Annotated in this window: 19 protein-coding genes and 2 pseudogenes; all 21 read right to left on the reverse strand. The window is 30.7% G+C overall.

Features of this window, described 5'->3' with window-relative positions; genetic code table 11:
- A complete protein-coding gene (locus GKF99_RS06345) occupies window positions 1-564 on the reverse strand; it encodes a GNAT family N-acetyltransferase (RefSeq protein WP_154272919.1) in 564 nt (187 codons plus the stop codon).
- Window positions 561-1898 (reverse strand): replicative DNA helicase, encoded by a 1338-nt coding sequence (dnaB, locus tag GKF99_RS06350; RefSeq protein WP_154272920.1) that lies wholly within the window; start codon window positions 1896-1898, stop codon window positions 561-563. Before dnaB ends, GKF99_RS06345 begins: the two co-directional genes overlap by 4 nt.
- A gap of 33 nt (window positions 1899-1931) precedes the next feature.
- Complete coding sequence (gene rplI / locus GKF99_RS06355) at window positions 1932-2378, reverse strand: 50S ribosomal protein L9 (protein WP_094205050.1); 447 nt, start codon at window positions 2376-2378, stop codon at window positions 1932-1934.
- Window positions 2359-4347: a DHH family phosphoesterase gene (locus GKF99_RS06360; protein ID WP_154272921.1), complete on the reverse strand. Its 1989-nt coding sequence runs from the start codon at window positions 4345-4347 to the stop codon at window positions 2359-2361. The genes rplI and GKF99_RS06360 overlap by 20 nt, the downstream gene beginning before the upstream one ends.
- Window positions 4334-5167 (reverse strand): DUF2232 domain-containing protein, encoded by an 834-nt coding sequence (locus tag GKF99_RS06365; RefSeq protein WP_316529672.1) that lies wholly within the window; start codon window positions 5165-5167, stop codon window positions 4334-4336. Before GKF99_RS06365 ends, GKF99_RS06360 begins: the two co-directional genes overlap by 14 nt.
- A gap of 134 nt (window positions 5168-5301) precedes the next feature.
- Window positions 5302-5844 carry a hypothetical protein gene (locus GKF99_RS06370; protein WP_154272923.1) on the reverse strand — a complete coding sequence of 181 codons (543 nt, stop codon included), beginning with the start codon at window positions 5842-5844 and terminating at the stop codon, window positions 5302-5304.
- Window positions 5845-5937: 93 nt separating this feature from the next.
- On the reverse strand, window positions 5938-7518 hold the full coding sequence (locus GKF99_RS06375) for an ABC transporter ATP-binding protein (RefSeq protein ID WP_094207947.1): 1581 nt from the start codon (window positions 7516-7518) through the stop codon (window positions 5938-5940).
- Window positions 7519-7520: 2 nt separating this feature from the next.
- The gene (locus GKF99_RS06380) at window positions 7521-7943 is read right to left on the reverse strand and encodes a hypothetical protein (RefSeq protein ID WP_094207946.1); all 423 of its coding nucleotides are present in this window, start codon (window positions 7941-7943) and stop codon (window positions 7521-7523) included.
- The gene (locus GKF99_RS06385) at window positions 7943-8551 is read right to left on the reverse strand and encodes a type II CAAX endopeptidase family protein (protein WP_094207945.1); all 609 of its coding nucleotides are present in this window, start codon (window positions 8549-8551) and stop codon (window positions 7943-7945) included. The genes GKF99_RS06380 and GKF99_RS06385 overlap by 1 nt, the downstream gene beginning before the upstream one ends.
- Window positions 8552-9304 carry a hypothetical protein gene (locus tag GKF99_RS06390; RefSeq protein ID WP_094207944.1) on the reverse strand — a complete coding sequence of 251 codons (753 nt, stop codon included), beginning with the start codon at window positions 9302-9304 and terminating at the stop codon, window positions 8552-8554.
- Window positions 9282-10160 carry an ABC transporter ATP-binding protein gene (locus tag GKF99_RS06395; protein ID WP_094207943.1) on the reverse strand — a complete coding sequence of 293 codons (879 nt, stop codon included), beginning with the start codon at window positions 10158-10160 and terminating at the stop codon, window positions 9282-9284. The genes GKF99_RS06390 and GKF99_RS06395 overlap by 23 nt, the downstream gene beginning before the upstream one ends.
- Window positions 10161-10175: 15 nt before the next feature.
- The gene (locus GKF99_RS06400; RefSeq protein WP_172976424.1) at window positions 10176-11363 is read right to left on the reverse strand and encodes a radical SAM protein; all 1188 of its coding nucleotides are present in this window, start codon (window positions 11361-11363) and stop codon (window positions 10176-10178) included.
- A gap of 554 nt (window positions 11364-11917) precedes the next feature.
- Entirely contained in the window at window positions 11918-13219 is a 1302-nt protein-coding gene (locus tag GKF99_RS06405; protein WP_158521242.1) for a HAMP domain-containing sensor histidine kinase, read from the reverse strand.
- 118 nt (window positions 13220-13337) lie between these two features.
- The gene (locus tag GKF99_RS06410) at window positions 13338-14018 is read right to left on the reverse strand and encodes a response regulator transcription factor (protein ID WP_094207940.1); all 681 of its coding nucleotides are present in this window, start codon (window positions 14016-14018) and stop codon (window positions 13338-13340) included.
- Between the two features lie 51 nt (window positions 14019-14069).
- Window positions 14070-14267 carry a helix-turn-helix transcriptional regulator gene (locus GKF99_RS06415; protein WP_094207939.1) on the reverse strand — a complete coding sequence of 66 codons (198 nt, stop codon included), beginning with the start codon at window positions 14265-14267 and terminating at the stop codon, window positions 14070-14072.
- A 196-nt stretch (window positions 14268-14463) separates the two neighbouring features.
- Window positions 14464-15702: a cell wall-binding repeat-containing protein gene (locus tag GKF99_RS06420; protein ID WP_154254951.1), complete on the reverse strand. Its 1239-nt coding sequence runs from the start codon at window positions 15700-15702 to the stop codon at window positions 14464-14466.
- 78 nt (window positions 15703-15780) lie between these two features.
- Window positions 15781-16050, reverse strand: coding sequence for a hypothetical protein (locus GKF99_RS06425; RefSeq protein ID WP_094207937.1), 270 nt, complete (start codon window positions 16048-16050; stop codon window positions 15781-15783).
- Between the two features lie 104 nt (window positions 16051-16154).
- Window positions 16155-17468 (reverse strand): cell wall-binding repeat-containing protein, encoded by a 1314-nt coding sequence (locus GKF99_RS06430; protein WP_154272924.1) that lies wholly within the window; start codon window positions 17466-17468, stop codon window positions 16155-16157.
- Window positions 17469-19049: 1581 nt separating this feature from the next.
- A pseudogene (locus GKF99_RS08850) lies at window positions 19050-19985 on the reverse strand (cell wall-binding repeat-containing protein); the annotation flags it as partial.
- A gap of 12 nt (window positions 19986-19997) precedes the next feature.
- The gene (locus GKF99_RS06440; RefSeq protein ID WP_154272926.1) at window positions 19998-20381 is read right to left on the reverse strand and encodes an ATP cone domain-containing protein; all 384 of its coding nucleotides are present in this window, start codon (window positions 20379-20381) and stop codon (window positions 19998-20000) included.
- A gap of 81 nt (window positions 20382-20462) precedes the next feature.
- A pseudogene (locus GKF99_RS06445) lies at window positions 20463-20539 on the reverse strand (elongation factor Tu); the annotation flags it as partial.

A 20539-nucleotide genomic window follows, 5' to 3' on the forward strand; every position in this document is an offset into this window, starting at 1 on the left:
TCACCTCTTATTATCAATCGCCATCGTAGTGTTCTTCGAAAAAATTGTCCCGTCTTTTACTATGAAAAACTCATCGAATTCTTCATCATGTGTGTCCAATCTTTGATTTTCGAACACTTCTTCGTAACTACAAAACTTCCTGAATCCACATTTTTCGTAACATTTTATCGCTCTTCTGTTGAAATTATTCACATTCAAGAAAATCCTGTCCAGCCCGTAAACTGTAAATCCCATGTTAATCAAAGCTTTTATGGATTCTTCGCCGTATGATTTGTCCATTTCATTTGGATCCAAAACAATACCCAAAAACGCCGTTTTGGTGAACTTGTCGTATTGTTTCAGCCCCACATATCCCACCAATTTTCGGGACTTATCCCTAATCGCAAAATATTTTTGCGTTTTCATTTCTCTTTTTTGGCGATACCACATTTTTATTTCAAAATCGTCCAAATCGGACAAGTTGTAATCGATTAGTCGTTCGTCTGTGTGTTTTCCCCATTGCTCGATTTCAAATGCATCGTCCAATGTGAAATCTTCTAACGTTAACCTCTCAGTAGTTATCATTTGTCAAACGCTCCTACATCGGGCATTTGTTTGTCCAAATCCATAAACTTCGTGTGTTCCTTGTCGAATAAAGTATCCACAGTTCCCGTTGGACCATTTCTGTGTTTTGCAACGATAATTTCTGCGATGTTTGGCTTGTCCGTTTCGGGATCGTAATAATCATCACGATACAACATCAACACAACATCCGCGTCTTGTTCGATAGCCCCAGATTCACGAAGGTCACTCATTACTGGTCTGTGGTTCGGTCTTTGGTCAGGCGCACGTGACAACTGACTCAACGCTAGAATCGGACAATTTAATTCCTTTGCCAATCCTTTGAGTCCTCTTGAAATCGTGGAGATTTCTTGTTGTCTGTTCTCACTTCTGGAATTGGTAGTCATAAGTTGCAAATAATCTATAATCACCAAATCCAAATCGCTACGCGCTTTTAATTTTCTGCATTTGGAACGAAGCTCATTCAATGAAATCGATGAAGTATCATCGACATGCATATTTGTTTCTGCTAATAATTGTGCTGCTTGTCCGAGATTTGTCCACTCAGTAACTCTGCCAGACACAAGTTCTGATAGATTAATGTTACTAAGTGCGGACAATAATCTCTGAGTCAATTGCATCTTACTCATTTCAAGAGAAAAAATCGCGACTTGATGCTTGACACTCGCCTTGTATGCAATGTTAAGTGCAAGTGATGTTTTACCCATTGCAGGACGCGCTGCAAGTAAAATCAAATCTGAGTTTTGAAGCCCTGAAAGTTGTCTATCCAAATCAATCAACCCAGTCGTAACGCCAGTTAATTGTCCTTGGCTCATACTCATTTCGCCGATCTTTGCAAGAGTTGGCTCCAACATTTCTTGAATTTTAACCAAATCTTGGTGGTTTCTGTTCTGACTGATTTTGAAAATATTGCTTTCAGCGTATTCTAAAACTTCGCCAACGGAATTGTTGGCAATGGACATATCAATCACATCTTGTGACACGCGCATCAAATTTCTGATAATCGCCTTGCTTTTGATAATATCTGCATAGTATTTTACATTCACAGCACTTCCTACAGCTTCCGAAATGCTTATAAGCTCATCAATCCCGCCGATAATTTCGTACATATTATTGGATTTTAATTTGTCTTCCAATGTAATATAATCTACAGGCTTTTTCTCGTCAATTACTTGCAAAATCGCCTTGTAGATTTCTTGGTACTTCGTAGAATAAAAATCCACCGGCTCCACGATTTCTGCCGCATCATCCACAGCTGTCTCGTCGATTATCATCGCACCGATTACACTTCTCTCAGCTTCCAAATCGCACGGCATAATATTTTGTTGATTTTCCATTACCTCACCGCCTTTCTGTCGTGTATTCTAAAATTATTCTTTGTCTACAATTACTTCCAAGTTAGCGTTAATGTCAGGGTATACCTTAACTATAACGTTAAATGTTCCCAAAGATTTGATGTTGTCTTTCATTTCAATTTTTTTCTTATCAACATCCAAACCGTGTTGCTCCTTCAATGCTTTTTCGATATCCATTGAAGTGATTGAACCGAAAAGTCTGTCACCTTCACCTGTTTTGGCGATAATCTTAACTTTTGTGTTTTCGATTTTTTCTTTTAATTCATTAGCGTTTTTGATGTTTTCTCTTTCAATCGCTCTTAATTCTGCTTGTTTTTCTTCCCAAATTTTGATGTTTTCTTTTGTTGCTTGTACTGCTAATTTATTTGGTAGTAGAAAATTTCTCGCAAAACCAGTCTTTGCATTAACCATTTCTCCAGCTTTTCCAAGTTTTTCTACATCACTAGTCAATATAACTTTCATCCGTATCCTCCTTGATATATTCATCAATTGCTTGTTTTATCTTTTCTTCTGCTTCATCCATGCTGCATTCTAATTGCGCACCCGCACTTGTAAGGTGACCTCCGCCCCCGACTTTTTCCAAAATCAATTGTACGGAGATTTTGCCCAAACTTCTCGCACTAACATGGATTTTATCCTTTATTTTCGCCAACACAAACGAAGCTTCCACTCCCAAAATGTTGAGCAAATCATCTGCTGATTGTGCCGCAACCAAAATGGATTCGTCCACTTCTTCTTCCAATCTTCCGATGGCAATATTATCTTTATACATTTTCGATGAAGCGATTACGTCAGATTTTAGTTTGATAGTTCTCTCATCATCCTTGAATAGTTTCTTAACCCTGACACTATCCGCACCTTGTCTTTTCAAGATAGACGCCGCTTCAAAAGTTCTAACACCTGTTTGATAGAAGAAATTCTTCGTATCCACAGTTATTCCTGCAAGTAATGCTTCTGCAACAATTTTTGGAATCTCTAGTTTTTCTGTCATATAGAATAACACTTCTGTCACCATTTCAGATGCACTAGATGCGTAAGGTTCCAAATAAGTCAACGACGTTTCTTTAATATAATCGGAACTTCTTCTGTGGTGATCGATGACCACGATATTTTTCGCAATATCCATAATTTCTTGGCATTCAACAGAGTTTCTTCTGTGATTATCGCAAATAATCACCAAACTATTGCTGTTGCAATTTTCCTTAGCAAATGCATTCTTCACAAAATATTTCTTGTAATCAGGTTTTTCTTCAAGAACTGCATTATAAATATTTTCGATTTGAGGGCCAACCTCATTTAAAATAATGTAGCATTCCTTGTTGTTAATCCTGCACGCTTCCAACATTCCAAGAGACGAGCCAATAGAGTCCATGTCTGGATTTCTGTGTCCCATAATAAACACATTGGAGCTTTGTACTATAAGTTGCTTCAACGCATGTGACACAACTCTAGCCTTAACCTTGTTACGTTTTTCAACGGCCTTGTTCTTGCCACCGAAATATTTTAATTCACCTGTGTCAACCACTGCTTGGTCACCACCACGGCCCAATGCAACATCCAAACAAGATCTGGATTTCTCGTGAATTTCATAAGGATTATCGCCAATAATTGATGCCCCAATACTCAAAGTAACAGGAACATTATTAGTGTTTTGGATTTCCTTAATCATATCCAACACAGAGAATTTTTGTTGCATAATATTTTCAAGCTCGTGTTTTTCGACAATCATTGAGAACTTATCTGATTCGTATTTTCTGATATACGCATTGTGTTCTCTCGCAAAATCTTGCAAAATATTTTCAACATCTGAGAACACTCTCGTTCTTTCTTCTTCCTTGATGCTGTTACGTGCTTCGTCGTAATTATCTATGAAAATATCGACAAGTCCCAGTCTTTTTTCATCCAAAAGCGTCACAACATCCATGAAAGCAGTGTTGTCGATTCCATAAAGCAAAGTCAAATCCTTGTCTTCACTATCTTTTATAGTAACAGGATAAAATCTGTAGTATTTGCCATCAACCTGAGTTTCATAATAATCCAAGTTATCTTCATCGTCTTTTACAGTCTTCAAATCCAGAATTTTTTCGACTTCATTGTTGAAAATCTCAATCTCATCATCAGCCAAATCCTTAAAATAAGTGTTAAACCAGCTAATTTTATTCTTATCGTTAAGAATCAAAAGTGGAAAAGGAACCTTGAATACAGCATTTTTGGTAATATCTGTAAACTCATTATTAAGATTAATAATCTTCTCCTCAACCTTTTTATTCTTATTATTGATGTATGTGTATTGATCCACAATCATAAAAGCCGAAGCAATAAAGGCCAAAGTTCCTATGATATTTTGAAAATAAAACAAAATCGCAGAAAGTATCACCAACAAAACTGCTTGTACAATCAAATGTTTCAGCGAATATTTAAGCTCTTTCATTGTTTTCCTTCTTTCTCAAATCTTTAAAGCTATTCAAAGCCCCTAAGAATGCCAAAATATAAATAAATGGTTGAATTGTAACAGAAACCAACACAGTCAACACCTTAAAAGGAGTCGATAATGATTTCAAATATGAAAACATCAAAGCAATTCCTCCCAACAAGTACGAACTAATTCCGAAAACCGACAAATTATACAATAAATAATTTCCTAAATCCTTATTCACAAAATAAACAATTCCCGAAATCAATACCAAGCCAACAATTATGATTGTGAATTTCGTATCTATTCTGAAATCGTGAAACTGATGTTTTTTAGATTTTTGTGGAATATACACATTCAACACACTTGTATAAAAAGCGATAAGTCCCAAAATTGCATACACAGCCCTTACAATAAGCTTAGATGATTGTTCAAACATAATTTTAAAAGACTTCATCATTTCCTCGTCCATCTTCACAGAACTCAAAACCTTCATGAAATCATTCAACTTTGCGTTAATCACATCTGCAATCGACATATCCGCGTTTAATTTCAAAAGCAAATTCGTCAACAAAACGAAAACACAAATTCCAACGAAACTAATCGTTATAGCCTGTGTGTCAGAAAATCCTGAACTTAGCAAATTCAAAATCGAATAGAACACCAAAATTATGTACAATCCGACAGGAATAGCAATCATAGGACTTGATACAACCAAACTCAACACAAAAAATATCCCGAAAGATATCAGAGCCAATCTGTTATCTTTTTCCAATCCTAACTTAATAAAATAAGAAGGCAACACAATAAATCCAAATGGAAATAAAAATAAGCTCACAACATAAACCATCAGAGCTTTTAATGAAATTTTCATTAAAGATTTATAATCAATCGTATTAATAATCCCACCTCCGTTATCATATTATTATATCATAAATCTTGAAGAAATTTATGAGCTGCAACTCTCATAAATCACGAAACTATCCTAATCTTAGCAGAAATAGAACATTTCTGACCGCTTTTCAAAGCAAACTTTGAACCAACTGAATCCCTGTTCAAATTAGACACATAATAAGAACAATTTCCGTCCACAAAATCACTTGCAGATTCTAATTTGTATCCAGAAATCTCACTTACAATATTTTGACTTTCCAAATTATTTTTCCAATCAATCACAACTGCTGGATTCATCTTAATTGTGTGGTCGGAATTGTTAATCACATTCACATTAACACTCACACTGTCATTTGTGAATTGATACACAACAAAACTTTCAATTCCCTCACTGACACATCTTAGAACGCACATATCCTCAGACTTGCTCACAACATCGTATTCTTCGTCTACGAAAAGCCCATCAGTCGGATAACGAAAAGTCTTGTCCACACCATAATTTGGAATACAGATTTTCAAATCATCAATCATATTTACATCGTCTATTTTAAACTGTTCGATCCTCGCACCAACACTGTTGATACAAATTTCCATATTTTTAATCGCATACAAAATTCTCATTTAATCACTTCCTTACATATATATACCCAAATGAGATTAGTTTGCAAAGAAAAAAGACTTCCAATTAACGGAAGTCAATTATCACCGATATATTTATAGATTACTTTGTTTATTCAGATATTCAGAGCTACTATTGTATATCCTTATACTGCCATTTTCTACAGACCAAATTTCATCAAATTTATCTATAATTCTAAATGGATGATGTGATATCACTATATTTGTCAATCCATTATCTAATATATCATTTATGATACATTTTCTTGATTGTTCATCCAAGGATGAATCAGGTTCATCATATATCATTAATTGTTTATTTGCTTTTAAACTTCTGAGATATATCAATTTTTGTTTTTCACCATCCGATAAATCATTAGCATTTTTCTTTAAAAAGTCATCTTTTAAATTAAATAGTTTTATGTATGACTCATCAATTTTAAAATGCCCATATAATCCTAAATTATTTTTAACTGTATCATCAAATATCTGATTATCTTTAGATATATATATTATTTCTGACAAATGGTAACTGTCTCCACTAATTATTTCTCCTTCATAGTTATCTATAATTCCAGATATAATCTTAGCTAATGTACTTTTTCCTGATCCATTAGTTCCTAAAAGCAAATAATTTTTACCCCTATCTATCTTTAAATTCACTTTATCTAATATGTTTTTATCTTCGCTAGAAAATGATATATTTTGTAGTTTTATTGGAAATATATCTTTTTTTGTATTTGATTTTGCATTATTACCATTATTCAACAAAGCGTTATAACGCTCTATAATAGGCTTAGATGAATTTATTTCATTTATTGCCGAAATAATATTAGTTAAGGGAAAAGTTACATTCGCCATAAGTTGAGCTACTGCTATCAACATCCCAATACTTATAGTTTTTTCAAAAACTAAATACCCTCCTAGTATATATATAATTAATGTTACAATTAAATTCAAGAATGATATAACTCCATTAGCTATGCCTATCTTACTTTCTAAACGTTTTTTTGATTCCGTAGAATTATCAACTACAAATTTAAAATTAGTCAATATTTTATCCATGATATTAAAAGATTTTATTAAATAAAACAAATCTATATAATTTTTGCTAATAGACATGTATTTTTCATAGTTTTTAATTCTATATTCACTTTCTGTATTTATCCATTTTTTTAAGATCATTGGCGCAATACATAAAACTAGTCCTATTATTAATACAAGGGGTAAAAATAATACATTAAAATAGATTATCGTTATTGTAGAAATTACCAGCAATATTAAGTCACTAATGATTTCTAATCTTATTTTAATGTATGATTCTTCTAATATGTCTAATTGATTTGTTAAAAAACTAAAAAATTCAGATTTATCATCTTCTTTAACCTCTATAGTATCAGTATTGTAAAAATATTTTAATGCGTTAAATCTAATCGTCTTCATATATCCTGATGAAATACTATTTTTTAGCACTATAGATATCAACAATACAAATATTAACAGCACAACTAAAGTAGTTGTTTTAATAATATTATGTTTAAATACATCATAATTTCCTATCGTTATTGAATCTGTAATATTTTTTATTGAGATAGCAAATCCAGAATTTAATAAGGAATAAATAATCTGGAATATAATCAGAATTATTATTTTTCCTTTACCTTTATATAATTTCATAGTTACTTTTCTCTAATTCTATCAAGCACTAATTTATGACCAACATATGATAATACAAGAAATATAACAAATGACAGTGAAAAGTTTGAATTTTTCGAAACTGTTATATATTCTGTTTGTAATGTTTGTGCTTTTAATACTATGTCATTAATTATTGTGCCATCTCGTAATATTATAAAAAGGAATACATAAAATATAAAGTTCATAGAAAAATAGAGTACATTTATCTTAGCCTTATCTTTTTGATTAATGTTATAGCCCTTATTTAGAAAATAACACATTATAACACTAAGTAAAACCGGACTTATCACAATAAGCATAAAACTTATTACTTCTAACTTTTCTTTTAACAGTGATAGAGCAATTATCATTGTAACATTTACAAATAAAGATCCAATCAGATTTTTCCTAATAATCTTTGACATTAAATACCTCCTATCATATTGTTCGCAAAATGTATTAGAATTGGCAATTCAATTTTTTGAGTCCTGTAATATATTAGACCCATAATAATGGCAAAAGGAAATCTATTAGTTAGATTTTCATATACAGGTCGATTTTGATGTGTTATAAATGCAAATATTAGGCTTGAGACTAAAACACAAATAATTTGAGAAAACTTACTTTTTTTTAACTCATTAATAAGCATACCCCTAGCCCATAATTCTTCAGATATTGATACCACTAATGTTTGCAATGCAAAAAATATAATCGAGTAATCCCATTTTCCTAAACTATATATGACAGCGGTTATCAGTATTATTAATAAAGAAAAAATACATATTGTTTTAGAAGTAAAATTTCTAATTCCGATGTTCTTCAAGTTTATTTCTTCTCCTGATTTTACCAAAAATAAGTATGGTAGTATTACAAAAGATAATGGTAATATTAGAAAAGTTTGTACAACGCCATACTTATCTAACTGCAAATCTAAAGCTATAAAAACTAAGCTAATTGCAAACACTAAAATTTGTGGTAAAATACTCAAAAATATAAAACGACTTAAATCAAGTTTTTTAATTTTTTCAAGCATTTATATGTCACTCCTTGTGAATTTTCTACTTCCGATAAATGAAAAAATAATAACCAGACCCCAGTTTATAATCATAAACTTAATAAAATCTAAAAATCTCCCAGAATCTATTAGACTTTCAAGATAGTATATTGGCGAAATGATTTTAACACCAGGAAACTCTTTAAAATATAACAATATTATCCAAACTACAATAAATATCCCTATGGAAACATAAGATTTAAAATACATACTCATACTTTGAACCATGCTTATCACGAAAATATATGATGAATAAATAGCGATAATTGCTAATAACTCGTTAGCCCAATTTGTTCCTATTAGTCTACCATCAGATATATCTAATCTTGAAACAAAAATATAGTAGCAAATTATTGAAAATAGAATGAACAGAATTGTCACTATCGCCCAATAAATAATTTGTTCATATAGTTTTGCATTATAAATCTTCTTTCTATTATTTATTCTTGTTAACATAATTGAAGTACTACCGTTGTCTATCTCTCCTCTCAATATGTTAGAACTATTTATAGCTATAATCAAATAAAACACAAACACCATATAAACGAAAACATACATACTATTTGCAAAAGCTAACCCATTCACTGCTTCATTGCTATTGTAAGTTATAACACTTGAGTTGTTATAAACACCAATAGAATAAAGTAGTGGAATTAAAAACATAAAAAGAAGAATAAAGTTTTCTTTTCTTTTTAACTGTTTAATTAATTCAAATTTTATTATTTTTAGCATCTGTTCTCACCTCTAACATTTTTTCTAACGGATTTATTATTCTTTCTATTTTTGTAATTTCAGTCAATTTAGCTATATATTCAAGTTTTTTATTTAAATTTTGGTTTGATATTTTTACAGTAAAATCATCTAGAATCTCTACATAGTTTTCATCCAAATCAATTGTACTTTTAACCTTAATCAATACTGAACTCTTAATGTCTAAATCCCCATCATATATTTTTTCTCCTCCTCTTATTACTATAAGTCTATTGCAAAGTGATTTAACTTCATCTAAATTATGGTCTGAAAAAATAACAGCTAAATTTTTGTTTTTAACCATTTTTTTTATGTATTCCTTAACCATTGATCTTCCATTAATATCAAGTCCAACAAATGGCTCATCTAAAAGCATTATAGATTTTGTATTCAAAATCGCTTGTGCAAAACCAAGTCTTTGTTTCATTCCGAAGGAAAATTCCTTTATCTTTTTCCCTTCTACATTATTAAGACCAACTACATTCAAAACATTTCTTATCTTTTCGTCTATTTCATTTTTATCTTTCTCTTCGCCTAGAAATAATATTGAACTTAAATTCTCATAAGTATTCATATAATCATAGAATCCTGGATTAACTGAAATTCCAAAATTTTTTCTATATGAAGAGTCTATTTCCATCTTATTCTCTTTATAAAAGAGTTCTCCAGAATCTGGTAGTGTATTTCCTGATATCATATTTAATAAAGTAGTCTTACCCGCTCCATTAACTCCAATTAGACCAACAATATCTCCACTATTTAATTCCATTGAAAAATTAAATAAACCTTTTTTATCCCCATAATTTTTAGTAAGAGAATCTATCTTTAATAAACACATTCCTAACCCCTCTAGTTAAATTATATTTTCGAATATATTTTTAAAATATCTATAATTTAATGCACAATATGCGTCTTTTTCTTGCAAACTATCATACTTAAGAAAACTTCTTCCTCTACATCCACCACCACACAGATATTTGTACTCACACTCTTTACATTTATTGATTTCGCTAACTTCAATTCCTAAGAACATATTGTTTGGACTTTTTAATAATTCTTTAATATCTTCTGTCTCTAAAGCATTTCCCAATTTGAATCTGCTATAATGCAACATATGACATGGATAAATATCTCCTTTTGAATCTATGCTTATAAGTTTCTTACCAGCTTCACAGCTTTTTCTACAGTTAATGCCAAAAGACCCTATTGGTGTATCCGATATTTTAGTATTTACATTTAAATCCATAAGTATCTTTTCTATTTTTATTAAATCATCATCCTCTAGAATATAATCTTTATACACTTCATCTCCAAATTCATTTGTAAAAATACTGAAAGAATAACTTACTCCTAATCCTTCTGCAAGTTCATTGTATTTCCCCATGTCTTTATAGTTTTTCTTATGTAAAGTTACTATCAAATTAATATTTGGTGTTAATTCTTTTATTCTCTTTATATTTGAGAGAACTAAAGGCATTATCCCCTTATCTCTAATATATTGAACTTGTTCATTATATCCATCAATAGAAATATTAAACTCATCTATATAGTCTATCGCTGAAGCATACCTATCAATATCTAAAGTTCCATTTGTTATGGTACACAGTTTCTCTATTCTTAGTTCTTCTTTTATATATCTACAAATCTTGCCCATGTCATCCCTTAAAAATGGTTCTCCCCCAGATATTACAATCCCTTTAACCCCTGATTCCTTTAATTTTTTTAGAATATTGCAGATTTCTTCATAGGACAACTCCTTCTTGTTATTCCTATTTTCGACATAAGAATAACATCCGATACAATGTAGATTGCATCTATCATTAACATGTAAGTAAGCAGAGTCCACTCGAAAATAGTCCTCATCATAATAACCTAATTCTATTAATGCTCTTTCTAATTCTAATGCTTTATCTTTATTATATGGAGAACCTTTTTCTAAGTAATTTAGTGCATCCTCTTCAAGCCCTATAACCGCACCATTATTGAAGTTACCAATAATATTAATTCCATTAACATTAAATATTTTTATATTTTTATTCATATTTCCCCCCATAAATAAATTAAACTGGTTGCTACAAATAATAAATCGAACTCAATAATCACGAATTAACTATAAAGTTAGAAATCACTCTATGATCTCTACGTCTCAAATCATAAATGAAGATTAACCTTGTACCTTAATATTTAATACCTGATAATCGAAACGATTTATTATCTATATAGCAACCATTAAGTAATTTTTTGCAATTATTATTCAATGTTAAATAATTGCTTAGTTATAATGTTTACCAATTCTTTCCATAGCTTATACATACACCAAAAGGACCAACGCTAATACAACCTGGTGCTAAAGCTTTTTTGCTTCTAAATAGCATTTAATTCACCTCCTTGTCTTTTATATTTACATAATATCAGGTAATTATTTCTCTTATATAACAACAACCTTACATAAAATTAAATCTGCTTTACTCTAACATAAATATCTTAAATAAAAATATAGAGCTAGCAACCTGATAAGCCCCTCCTTTATTGAATCCTCAGTAAGGAAGAGACATATCCTAGATGGTTACTAGCTCTCGTCTTTAAGCGTTTTATTTAATTATAATTATACGATGTTAGCTCAATTGTAAAGTATTTAGTATAACTTTTTGAATTCTGTTGAGTTAAGTATATTCTTCCATGATGTAAATCGACAATCTTCTTTGTAATAGCTAACCCTAAGCCTTTGTTTTTATTCGCACTGTTTCTAGAACTATCATCGGTTACAAATGGATCAAATATACTTTGAGCTATGTTTTCGTTTATTTTATATCCTGTATCTCCAATTATCACTAATATTTTATTACTACAACACTTTATTTCAAAGTATGCTTTTATACCCTCAGAATTATGATCCACTAAATTCTGCATTAGATTTTTTATAGCTCTATTAAATATATTCTTATCAATTTCTACAAATAATTGTTCTTCTGGGATTTCTATTTCTATCTCTATATTATGTTGTTCAAAAACGGGTAGAAAATCTATAATTAATTGTCTCATATATTCACAAACATCTATGATTTCAAGATTTAATTTATACTTATAGTCTTCATACTCAATTATTTCTGACATCTGATTTAATAATGAATCAATAATAATTGCATTTTTATTTATAGCTGTTAAGTATTTATTTAAGTCATTTTCTGATATTTTCTTGCTAATAAGCGCTTCGGAAAACCCCTTGATCACTGTTATAGGAGTTTTTAAATCATGCCTTATGTCTATAAATAATTGCATTCTTCTAGCTTTATTTTCTATCCTTTCATTTTTCAGTTCTCTTAAAGATTCAACCGTTGAATTAAATGTATCTCTAATATAAGAAAATTCAATGATTTTTATTCTATTTTTCGAATCTTCAATAAAAGAATATTTCTCTTCTTTTAGTTTTGAAAATCCACATTCTAATTCTTCTAATGGTTTATGCAATCTATCGAATAGTAATCTTGAAAACAAAAATAATACAATAAAAGTTCCTAATATAAAAATCAAAATTCTTATTACAAAAAATAAAATAAAAAGATTAAGATTTTGTTTTTGAGGGGTAAGTAAAATTTGATTCTTAATATATTTAGAAGGTACTACCACAACTCCGTATTTATTATCGGCTAGACTTTTAACAGATCCAAAATACTTTTTCCCATTGTATTCATAAATACCTTTGTTTAAGTTTATAATATCTTTAAAATTATAATTATTTGGAGTTGCATCATTAGAGGTATAATCTAAACTTAAGTCTTCGTTAATAATAAAAATCCATCCATCTATACCTATTATTCTATTAAGATTCTCTTTGTCTACTCTATTATTATCAAAAATATAGTCTGCTGAATATTGATTTGCTACTTTTGAAAACATATTACTTCCTATTGAATCCAAGGTAATTGAAGAAATAATGTAGTATACATATACAATCGACACTATTATTATTAAGTTTAAAAATAAAAACCTATTAAACTTAATTTCTCTTCTAAACTTAATCATCGAATTTATACCCCAATCCTCGAATTGTTACAATATAGTTTTCTCCATCTGAATTTTTTCCTATTTTTTCTCGAATACGACTTATATAAACTGACACAACATTTTCATCATAATAGTCATTTTCCCAAACTCTTTCCATTATTATATTTTTCGTGAAAACTATATTTTTATTTATCATAAAAAACTCGAGTAATTTAAATTCTTGACCCGTTAAATCTATCTTTTTTCCATTTTTAAAAACTTCACAAGAGTCCCTATTTAATTCTAAATTGTCACAAGTAATTATTTTATTATCTTTTTCTGAAAAACTTAGTCTCCTTAACAAAGCATTAACTCGAGCAAAAAGCTCCATCGGATTAAATGGTTTTACAATATAATCGTCAGCACCTTTATCGAGTCCTAAAATAATTTCAAAATCTAAGTTTTTAGAAGACAATATTATAACTGGAATATTACTTTTTTCTCGTATTTTTTCTAAAACTTCATAACCATCTGCTATCGGTAACATTAAATCTAATACTATGATATCAAATATTTCTTTTGAAAATTCTTTTAATCCTTCCTTACCATCCTTAGCCTCTTTTATATAAAAATTATCTGGTTTATACAATTTAATTAAATCAATTATTTCTTCGTTATCTTCAACAATAAGTAATTTTATATTATTTTTCATAAACTCTCCTAAGTAATATATTTACTATGACTCATATAGAAACAAAAATACTTAACAAATTGATACAATATCTCCAAAATCAACATTAAATGCTTTGCAAACCTTATACAATGTTTCCATACTTACAAATTCTCCTTTACCCATTTTTGCTATTGTTGCTGGTGCAATATTAGCTATTTCTTGTAAGTCTGTTTTTTTCATATTATTATCTATAAGTATTTTCCATAAACCATTATAATTAACTCTCATAAATACTCCTCTATGTTCATATATCTATATATATTCTTCATTGATTATAACATATTATTCAGATTTTTTGAAATCTCATATTGACTCATACTCCATCAAAATTCTGCAATCATATAATTTGATAATTATAATTTATCTCCCTTTTGAAAAAACTTACACAATAAAAAATGCCCCGTCTATGACGAAGCATTCTATATTATCTTAAAGCTCTTCTGAAACCAGCAGCACGAGCTTCTTTTTCTGTTCTAAAATATCTTATATGACTTGGTTTAATCTTGTTGTAGTCTCTTTGTCCAGGAAGATGATAAATCATCGAATTCATATTTCCTTTAATTCTTCCTTCTCCAACAGGACCATATCCATCTTGGTAGATGTAGTTAGGTTTGGTTGGTTTGGAAGCTTCTTTTTTGGCTTGTTCTTGCTTTTTAAGTTCTAATTCCCTTTGCTTTCTAGCTTGTTCTTCCCTAGCTTTTCTTTCATTTTCAAGTCTTTTCATCTCATTTACTTCTTCAGCAGTAGGATTAGAAAATATATTGCTAGCTACAGACTTTTCTCCACCAATAATAGTTACAGAATTCATATTTTCTAGATAACTCTTAGTTAATTGTGTCAAATTTTCATTGTCAGTCAAAATAATAGGCGCCTTGTAATTTTTCGCAACGCTTACCGCAGACAAACTATCTGCAAAAACTTTTGAATTTGCCAATATAGCATTTTCATTATTTTCAAATGAACGTCTTGCTATAGCCAATGCTGTTTGATATCTGTCATTTCCTGCTATTCTTTCCCCAGTAAAACCGTTCAACGGAAGTTGGTTAACTCCACCAATTGCGATTTCTTGTAAATCGGATTTCGGATAAGAATTACCATCACTAAGAACCATCAACGCCTTGTGATCTGCCATGAAACTAGTAGCGCTAAGAGCGTCAGGGAAGTTTTTGCCGCTTGCTATCAATAAGTATTCTGCATCGACAAACTCTTTGGTTTTTTCCATAACCTTCACTGAAGTTTCGTATCTATCGTTTCCCTTAAGTCTTTCAATGTTAATATCATTTACAACAGATTTTACGGATTCTTCAATATTTGAACTCAACGCCGTTTCTCCGCCAACAATGTAGATATTTTTTGGTTTTAGCTTAGCAATTTCATCGCTAGTTCTACTGTCCAATTGATCTTTTGACAAAATAAGTGGCGCATTTAACGCCGCAGCAAGTTGACCAGCTGATAAAGCATCAGCAAAGTTAAACCCACTAGCAAGTACAACATTGTCCGATTCACTGAACATTTCTTTTGAGATTTCAATAGAAGTTGCAATCCTATCTTCTCCTGCAATTCTCGACACATTTTCAACATTCGCGCTAGACACACCAGCTGGAATCATAAAAGAAATAACCAATGCGGCTAGTGTAAGTTTTTTCAAATTTTTAATAAACATTTTCTCCTCCATTAATTTAATATACTACTATGATACCATAATAACTAATAAATTTATAAAAAATTTTATTATCAAATACTACCTAATTAGCATATTTCCCACGAACATAACTATTGGAAATGCTAATACTAACAAAAAATTCAAAATAGCCCTCACTACACTTTTTTCAATCAAAGAAAAAACAATTCCAATTATTCCTAAAATCGGGCAAATATATACCGTCACTAATCCAATAGGTCTCAGATTCCCTAAGAAATCGAACTGAAAATCCTTCAATATAAAACTAACCACAAGACACACCACGCCAATGATAAGTGTCCACAAGCTTTTGTTCTTCGTTTTGTTCATAAACTCCTCCTATATTTAATCTCATTATACACTATTTGATGTTTTTAGATAAAATCGTTAAATAAAAAAGAGTGCAGAACAATCTACACCCTTGTGTTTAATATTTACGAAGCTATCAGAACCTCAGTTGCCACGCCATTTTCAACAGTAATCGATAGTGACAATCCTACATTACTAACTTTGTGGTAGTAATTAATAAAATCACTTGCTTTGTAATAAGCTGTAGGAGCCATTCCACTGTGCACTTTAAATTTTGTTTTATTAGTTATTTTGAAAGAATGATTTACGCTGTGACCTAAAGGTTTACCGTCAGAAAAAGAATTAATGTCTTTACAGTATTTCATATGTCCAGAAACTATCAGGTAATCACCCTTAATTTTAACATCGTAAGCTTGGTTATACTCTCTCGATTTTGATTTTGATAGCTTTTTCTGTATTAGTGTTGAACAATATTCACCAGTTTTTGTGTGCAAATTCTTATCTTCTTTCTTTGCAATAGGTTTTTTCCTAGTCAAAATATCCTTCACAACAGTTTTTTCCCCACCAACTATGAACACATTCTTGCCATTCAAATATTTCTTAGCATTTTCTGTCAAGCTATTTGATTGTGTAAGAATGATTGGTGCGTTGTGTTTTTTGGTTAAACTTACTGCTGACAAGCTATCTGCAAAAACTTGTCCACTTGCAAGGATTGCGTTGTTGTTTTTGTCGAATGAAAGCTTTGCGATTTCTAGTGCTGTTTCGTATCTGTCTTTTCCGGAAACTCTTTTTCCTTTGAAGCCTTTTAGTGGTAGTTGATTTTTCCCACCGATTGCGATTTCTTGTAGGTTTGATTGTGGATAAGTTACTCCGTCACTTAATACCATTACTGATTTGTGATTGACAAAGAAGGATGTCGCTGCTAGTGCATCTGGGAAGTTTTTGCCACTTGCTATCAACAAATATTCTGGGTTGATGATTTCTTTCGTTTTTTCCATTACTTTTTGAGATGTAGAATATCTGTCCTGTCCTTCAAGTCTTGTTACGTCAATCTTTTTTGATTTTAATGTTGTGTCAATTCCAGTTTTGCTGATTGCGTTATCTCCACCTACAACGTAGACTTTTTTTGCTTTCAAACGTTTGATTTCATTTTTTGTTTGTGAATCTAGTTTATTTTGTGATGATAATAAAAGTGGTGCGTTAAGTGCTGATGCAAGTTGACCTGCTGATAATGCATCTGCAAAATTGAATCCACTTGCAAGTACGACATTTTCTGATGTAGTGTATGCTGATTTGGATATTTCTACAGATGTTGTGATTCTATCCTTGCCGGATATTCTTGTAACTTTTTGTGCCGCAGCATTTGATACACCTGCTGGCACAATCATAGCCGCAACTAATGCCGCCACAGTCAACTTCTTCAATTGATTTTTTAACATTTTTCTCCTCCATAAATTCTTTGTTATAATATTTCTAATAAAACAATAGAAATTCTCCCATTATTTTACCTTCAATACTATTATACCCATTCTGAGATTTTTTGATAAAATCGTTCAATAAAAAAGAGTGCAGATTCTTCTGCACCCTTTGTGTTATTTTAGTTTTTCGTAAGCAGCTTTATCTTTTTTGAGGCTTTTTTCCCATCTGGCTATATCTTCTTCGGTTATTTTAATTAATTCTCTTATCCTATGAGTTTCATAGTCTTCATGGTTCTTTAAGTCTTCCATCTCTTTTTCTCTTTCTTTTTTGTCTGACTCAACCCTCTTAATCCAATTTTCTGCCCCTTCTTTATCTTCTAACAAACTATATTCATCTGTTATTCTCTTGTATTTATCAAAATTCCAATCATGTTTCGATTTCGGTTTTTCACTTACTTCATCACTTTCTGCATTAAGACAGAATGTATTATAGGAGCTATTTTTTGATGTATTTCTTGCAATAGCTATAAAATTATCATCGCTATATAAAAGTTCTACAAGAATACCAATAACAGATTCTTTTCCATGTATCCTTTTATATTCTTTTCTAGCTAGATCTTTCGCGATATATTCTGGATAGTTATAATACTTTCCCTCTATTTTTTTTAATTCATCCAGTACTGCTTTTCCATCATTATACCAATATTCTATAGGATTTTTCTCTCCCGAATATAAATCTTCAGTAATGCTAAATGTATTTTTATTTGAAGAATAAACATTTCTGTTACAGCTTACCATTGCTTTTGCCATAATGGTAAAATTTGTATCAACATCGTAATAATAAAAATCTCCTTTAACCTTGTTAAGCTGTTTATATAAATCAAAACTAGCCAACAAATTCTCATAGCTTGTAGCATCTCCAGATGTTTTCTTAACATCACCTTTTTTATAATATTCGTTAAGTATTGCTAATGCTTCGTCAGCATTTTTCTTTTGTTCTGGATATTCTTCTCCTGCCCATTCGAAAAATGCGAACGCACCTTCCTTAAGTCTGTAATCTAATAAGGAAATATTTCTATTAGTCTCTTCTAATTTCTTTATAGCATCAGCCTTCTCTGATTTATATCTCTTTTCATATTGTTCAGTTTCCTCTTGCATTTTTTTTAGCTTAAGTTCTTGTTTTTTTATATAATTTGGGTTTTCCTTATATTTTTTTAATTCATCATTATATTGTATTAATTTTTTCCTCGCATTAGCTAATGTTCTTTCCCTTGAATCAATATCATCTTTAGCTCGTCTTTTTGTTATAACTCTATTTATCTCTTTTTCCAAGTCAACATTTTGGTTAGATTGCTTTTTATCCAATATTTTTTCAATTTCTTTTTCCAAGTCGACTGATTGACCGATTTGTTTTCCTGATAGAGCTTTTTCGACTTCTTGTTTGATAATCAAATTTTGATAAGCTTGGTTTTTGGCTAAGATTCTTTCGATTTCTTTTTCCAAATTGATATTGTCATTATTTTTCTTTTTTGCTAATACTTTTTCTATTTCTTCTTCAAGGTTAAATGAAGCTATCTTCGCTCTTTCTTCTGTTGTAATATTCGTCATTATTTTGTTCACAACAGTTTTCTCACCACCAACTATAAACACATTCTTGCCATTCAAATATCTCTTGGCGTTTTCTGTCAAGCTATCTGATTGTGTAAGTATGATTGGTGCGTTGTGTTTTTTAGTTAAGCTTACTGCTGACAAGCTATCTGCGAATACTTGACCACTTGCAAGGATTGCGTTATTGTTCTTGTCAAATGAAAGCTTTGCGATTTTTAGTGCTGTTTCGTATCTGTCTTTTCCGGAAACTCTTTTTCCTGTGAAGCCTTTTAGTGGTAGTTGGTTAACTCCACCGATTGCGATTTCTTGTAGATTTGATTGTGGATAAGTTACTCCATCACTTAAAACCATTACTGATTTGTGATTGACAAAGAAGGATGTCGCTGCTAGTGCGTCTGGGAAGTTTTTGCCACTTGCTATCAACAAATATTCTGGGTTGATGATTTCTTTTGTTTTTTCCATGACTTTTTGTGATGTAGCATATCTGTCTTTTCCTTCAAGTCTTGTCACATCTATGTTTTTTGATTTTAATGTTGTGTCAATTCCACTTTTACTGATTGCGTTGTCTCCACCTACAACGTAGACTTTTTTTGCTTTCAAACGTTCGATTTCGTTTTTTGTTTGTGAATCTAGTTTATTTTGTGATGATAATAAAAGTGGTGCATTGAGTGCTGATGCAAGTTGACCTGCTGATAATGCATCTGCAAAGTTGAATCCACTTGCAAGTACTACATTTTCTGATGTAGTGTATGCTGATTTGGATATTTCTACAGATGTTTGGATTCTATCCTTGCCGGATATTCTTGTAACTTGTTGTGATTTTTCTTGTTGTTGTGTATTTTGTTTGTCAGCATTTACAACGCCAATTGGAAGTACCATGGAAAGCGCAAGTGTCGATGCCAAGACTTTTTTCAATAATTTCGTGTTCATTTTCACCTCAAATTAGTTGTTTTTGTATGCTTCTAATACTTTTTTGTAGCCTTCTTCTTTTAATGCTTCCTCAACATATCCTCTGATTTCTTTTGTTGGATATACATTTCTCTTGATAGATTTCATTTTCTTCAACACATCTTCAACAATAATGTTCACATCAGAAGTATTCATCTTTGCTTCAGCAGAATCGGATGTTTGAGCTATTGAATGGAAGATTTTTTCCTTATCAAAGCTTTCAACGCTGCCAAGTTTTTTAAGCACCCATTCTCCTTCTTCTCCGAACATTTTATCAAGCACATTAATCTTTGCATCTTCAATTAAATTTGCAACTTTGTTTGGGTCTATATCGTTATCCTTAAAATAGTCAAACAATATTTTTGTTAAATCGTTCATAAAATCCTCCTTTAAAAAATTAGAGCATCCATTAAAAACGGATGCTCAGCTTGTCTAATTTATCTACCTTAATTAAGGTTTTTATTCTATAATTTTAGAAACAACGCCAGCTCCTACTGTTCTTCCGCCTTCTCTGATGGCAAATCTTAATCCTTCTT

The sequence above is a fragment of the Finegoldia sp. BIOML-A2 genome (assembly GCF_009678315.1).
Classification (GTDB): Bacteria; Bacillota; Clostridia; order Tissierellales; family Peptoniphilaceae; genus Finegoldia; species Finegoldia magna.

What these genes read in the sequence shown, in the direction of transcription:
- GKF99_RS06345 (WP_154272919.1), bottom strand. Translation starts at nt 564, where the DNA reads ATGATAACTACTGAGAGGTTAACGTTAGAAGATTTCACATTGGACGAT.
- dnaB (WP_154272920.1), bottom strand. Translation starts at nt 1,898, where the DNA reads ATGGAAAATCAACAAAATATTATGCCGTGCGATTTGGAAGCTGAGAGA.
- rplI (WP_094205050.1), bottom strand. Translation starts at nt 2,378, where the DNA reads ATGAAAGTTATATTGACTAGTGATGTAGAAAAACTTGGAAAAGCTGGA.
- GKF99_RS06360 (WP_154272921.1), bottom strand. Translation starts at nt 4,347, where the DNA reads ATGAAAGAGCTTAAATATTCGCTGAAACATTTGATTGTACAAGCAGTT.
- GKF99_RS06370 (WP_154272923.1), bottom strand. Translation starts at nt 5,844, where the DNA reads ATGAGAATTTTGTATGCGATTAAAAATATGGAAATTTGTATCAACAGT.
- GKF99_RS06375 (WP_094207947.1), bottom strand. Translation starts at nt 7,518, where the DNA reads ATGAAATTATATAAAGGTAAAGGAAAAATAATAATTCTGATTATATTC.
- GKF99_RS06380 (WP_094207946.1), bottom strand. Translation starts at nt 7,943, where the DNA reads ATGTCAAAGATTATTAGGAAAAATCTGATTGGATCTTTATTTGTAAAT.
- GKF99_RS06385 (WP_094207945.1), bottom strand. Translation starts at nt 8,551, where the DNA reads ATGCTTGAAAAAATTAAAAAACTTGATTTAAGTCGTTTTATATTTTTG.
- GKF99_RS06390 (WP_094207944.1), bottom strand. Translation starts at nt 9,304, where the DNA reads ATGCTAAAAATAATAAAATTTGAATTAATTAAACAGTTAAAAAGAAAA.
- GKF99_RS06395 (WP_094207943.1), bottom strand. Translation starts at nt 10,160, where the DNA reads ATGTGTTTATTAAAGATAGATTCTCTTACTAAAAATTATGGGGATAAA.
- GKF99_RS06400 (WP_172976424.1), bottom strand. Translation starts at nt 11,363, where the DNA reads ATGAATAAAAATATAAAAATATTTAATGTTAATGGAATTAATATTATT.
- GKF99_RS06405 (WP_158521242.1), bottom strand. Translation starts at nt 13,219, where the DNA reads ATGTTTTCAAAAGTAGCAAATCAATATTCAGCAGACTATATTTTTGAT.
- GKF99_RS06410 (WP_094207940.1), bottom strand. Translation starts at nt 14,018, where the DNA reads ATGAAAAATAATATAAAATTACTTATTGTTGAAGATAACGAAGAAATA.
- GKF99_RS06415 (WP_094207939.1), bottom strand. Translation starts at nt 14,267, where the DNA reads ATGAGAGTTAATTATAATGGTTTATGGAAAATACTTATAGATAATAAT.
- GKF99_RS06420 (WP_154254951.1), bottom strand. Translation starts at nt 15,702, where the DNA reads ATGTTTATTAAAAATTTGAAAAAACTTACACTAGCCGCATTGGTTATT.
- GKF99_RS06425 (WP_094207937.1), bottom strand. Translation starts at nt 16,050, where the DNA reads ATGAACAAAACGAAGAACAAAAGCTTGTGGACACTTATCATTGGCGTG.
- GKF99_RS06430 (WP_154272924.1), bottom strand. Translation starts at nt 17,468, where the DNA reads ATGTTAAAAAATCAATTGAAGAAGTTGACTGTGGCGGCATTAGTTGCG.
- GKF99_RS06440 (WP_154272926.1), bottom strand. Translation starts at nt 20,381, where the DNA reads ATGAACGATTTAACAAAAATATTGTTTGACTATTTTAAGGATAACGAT.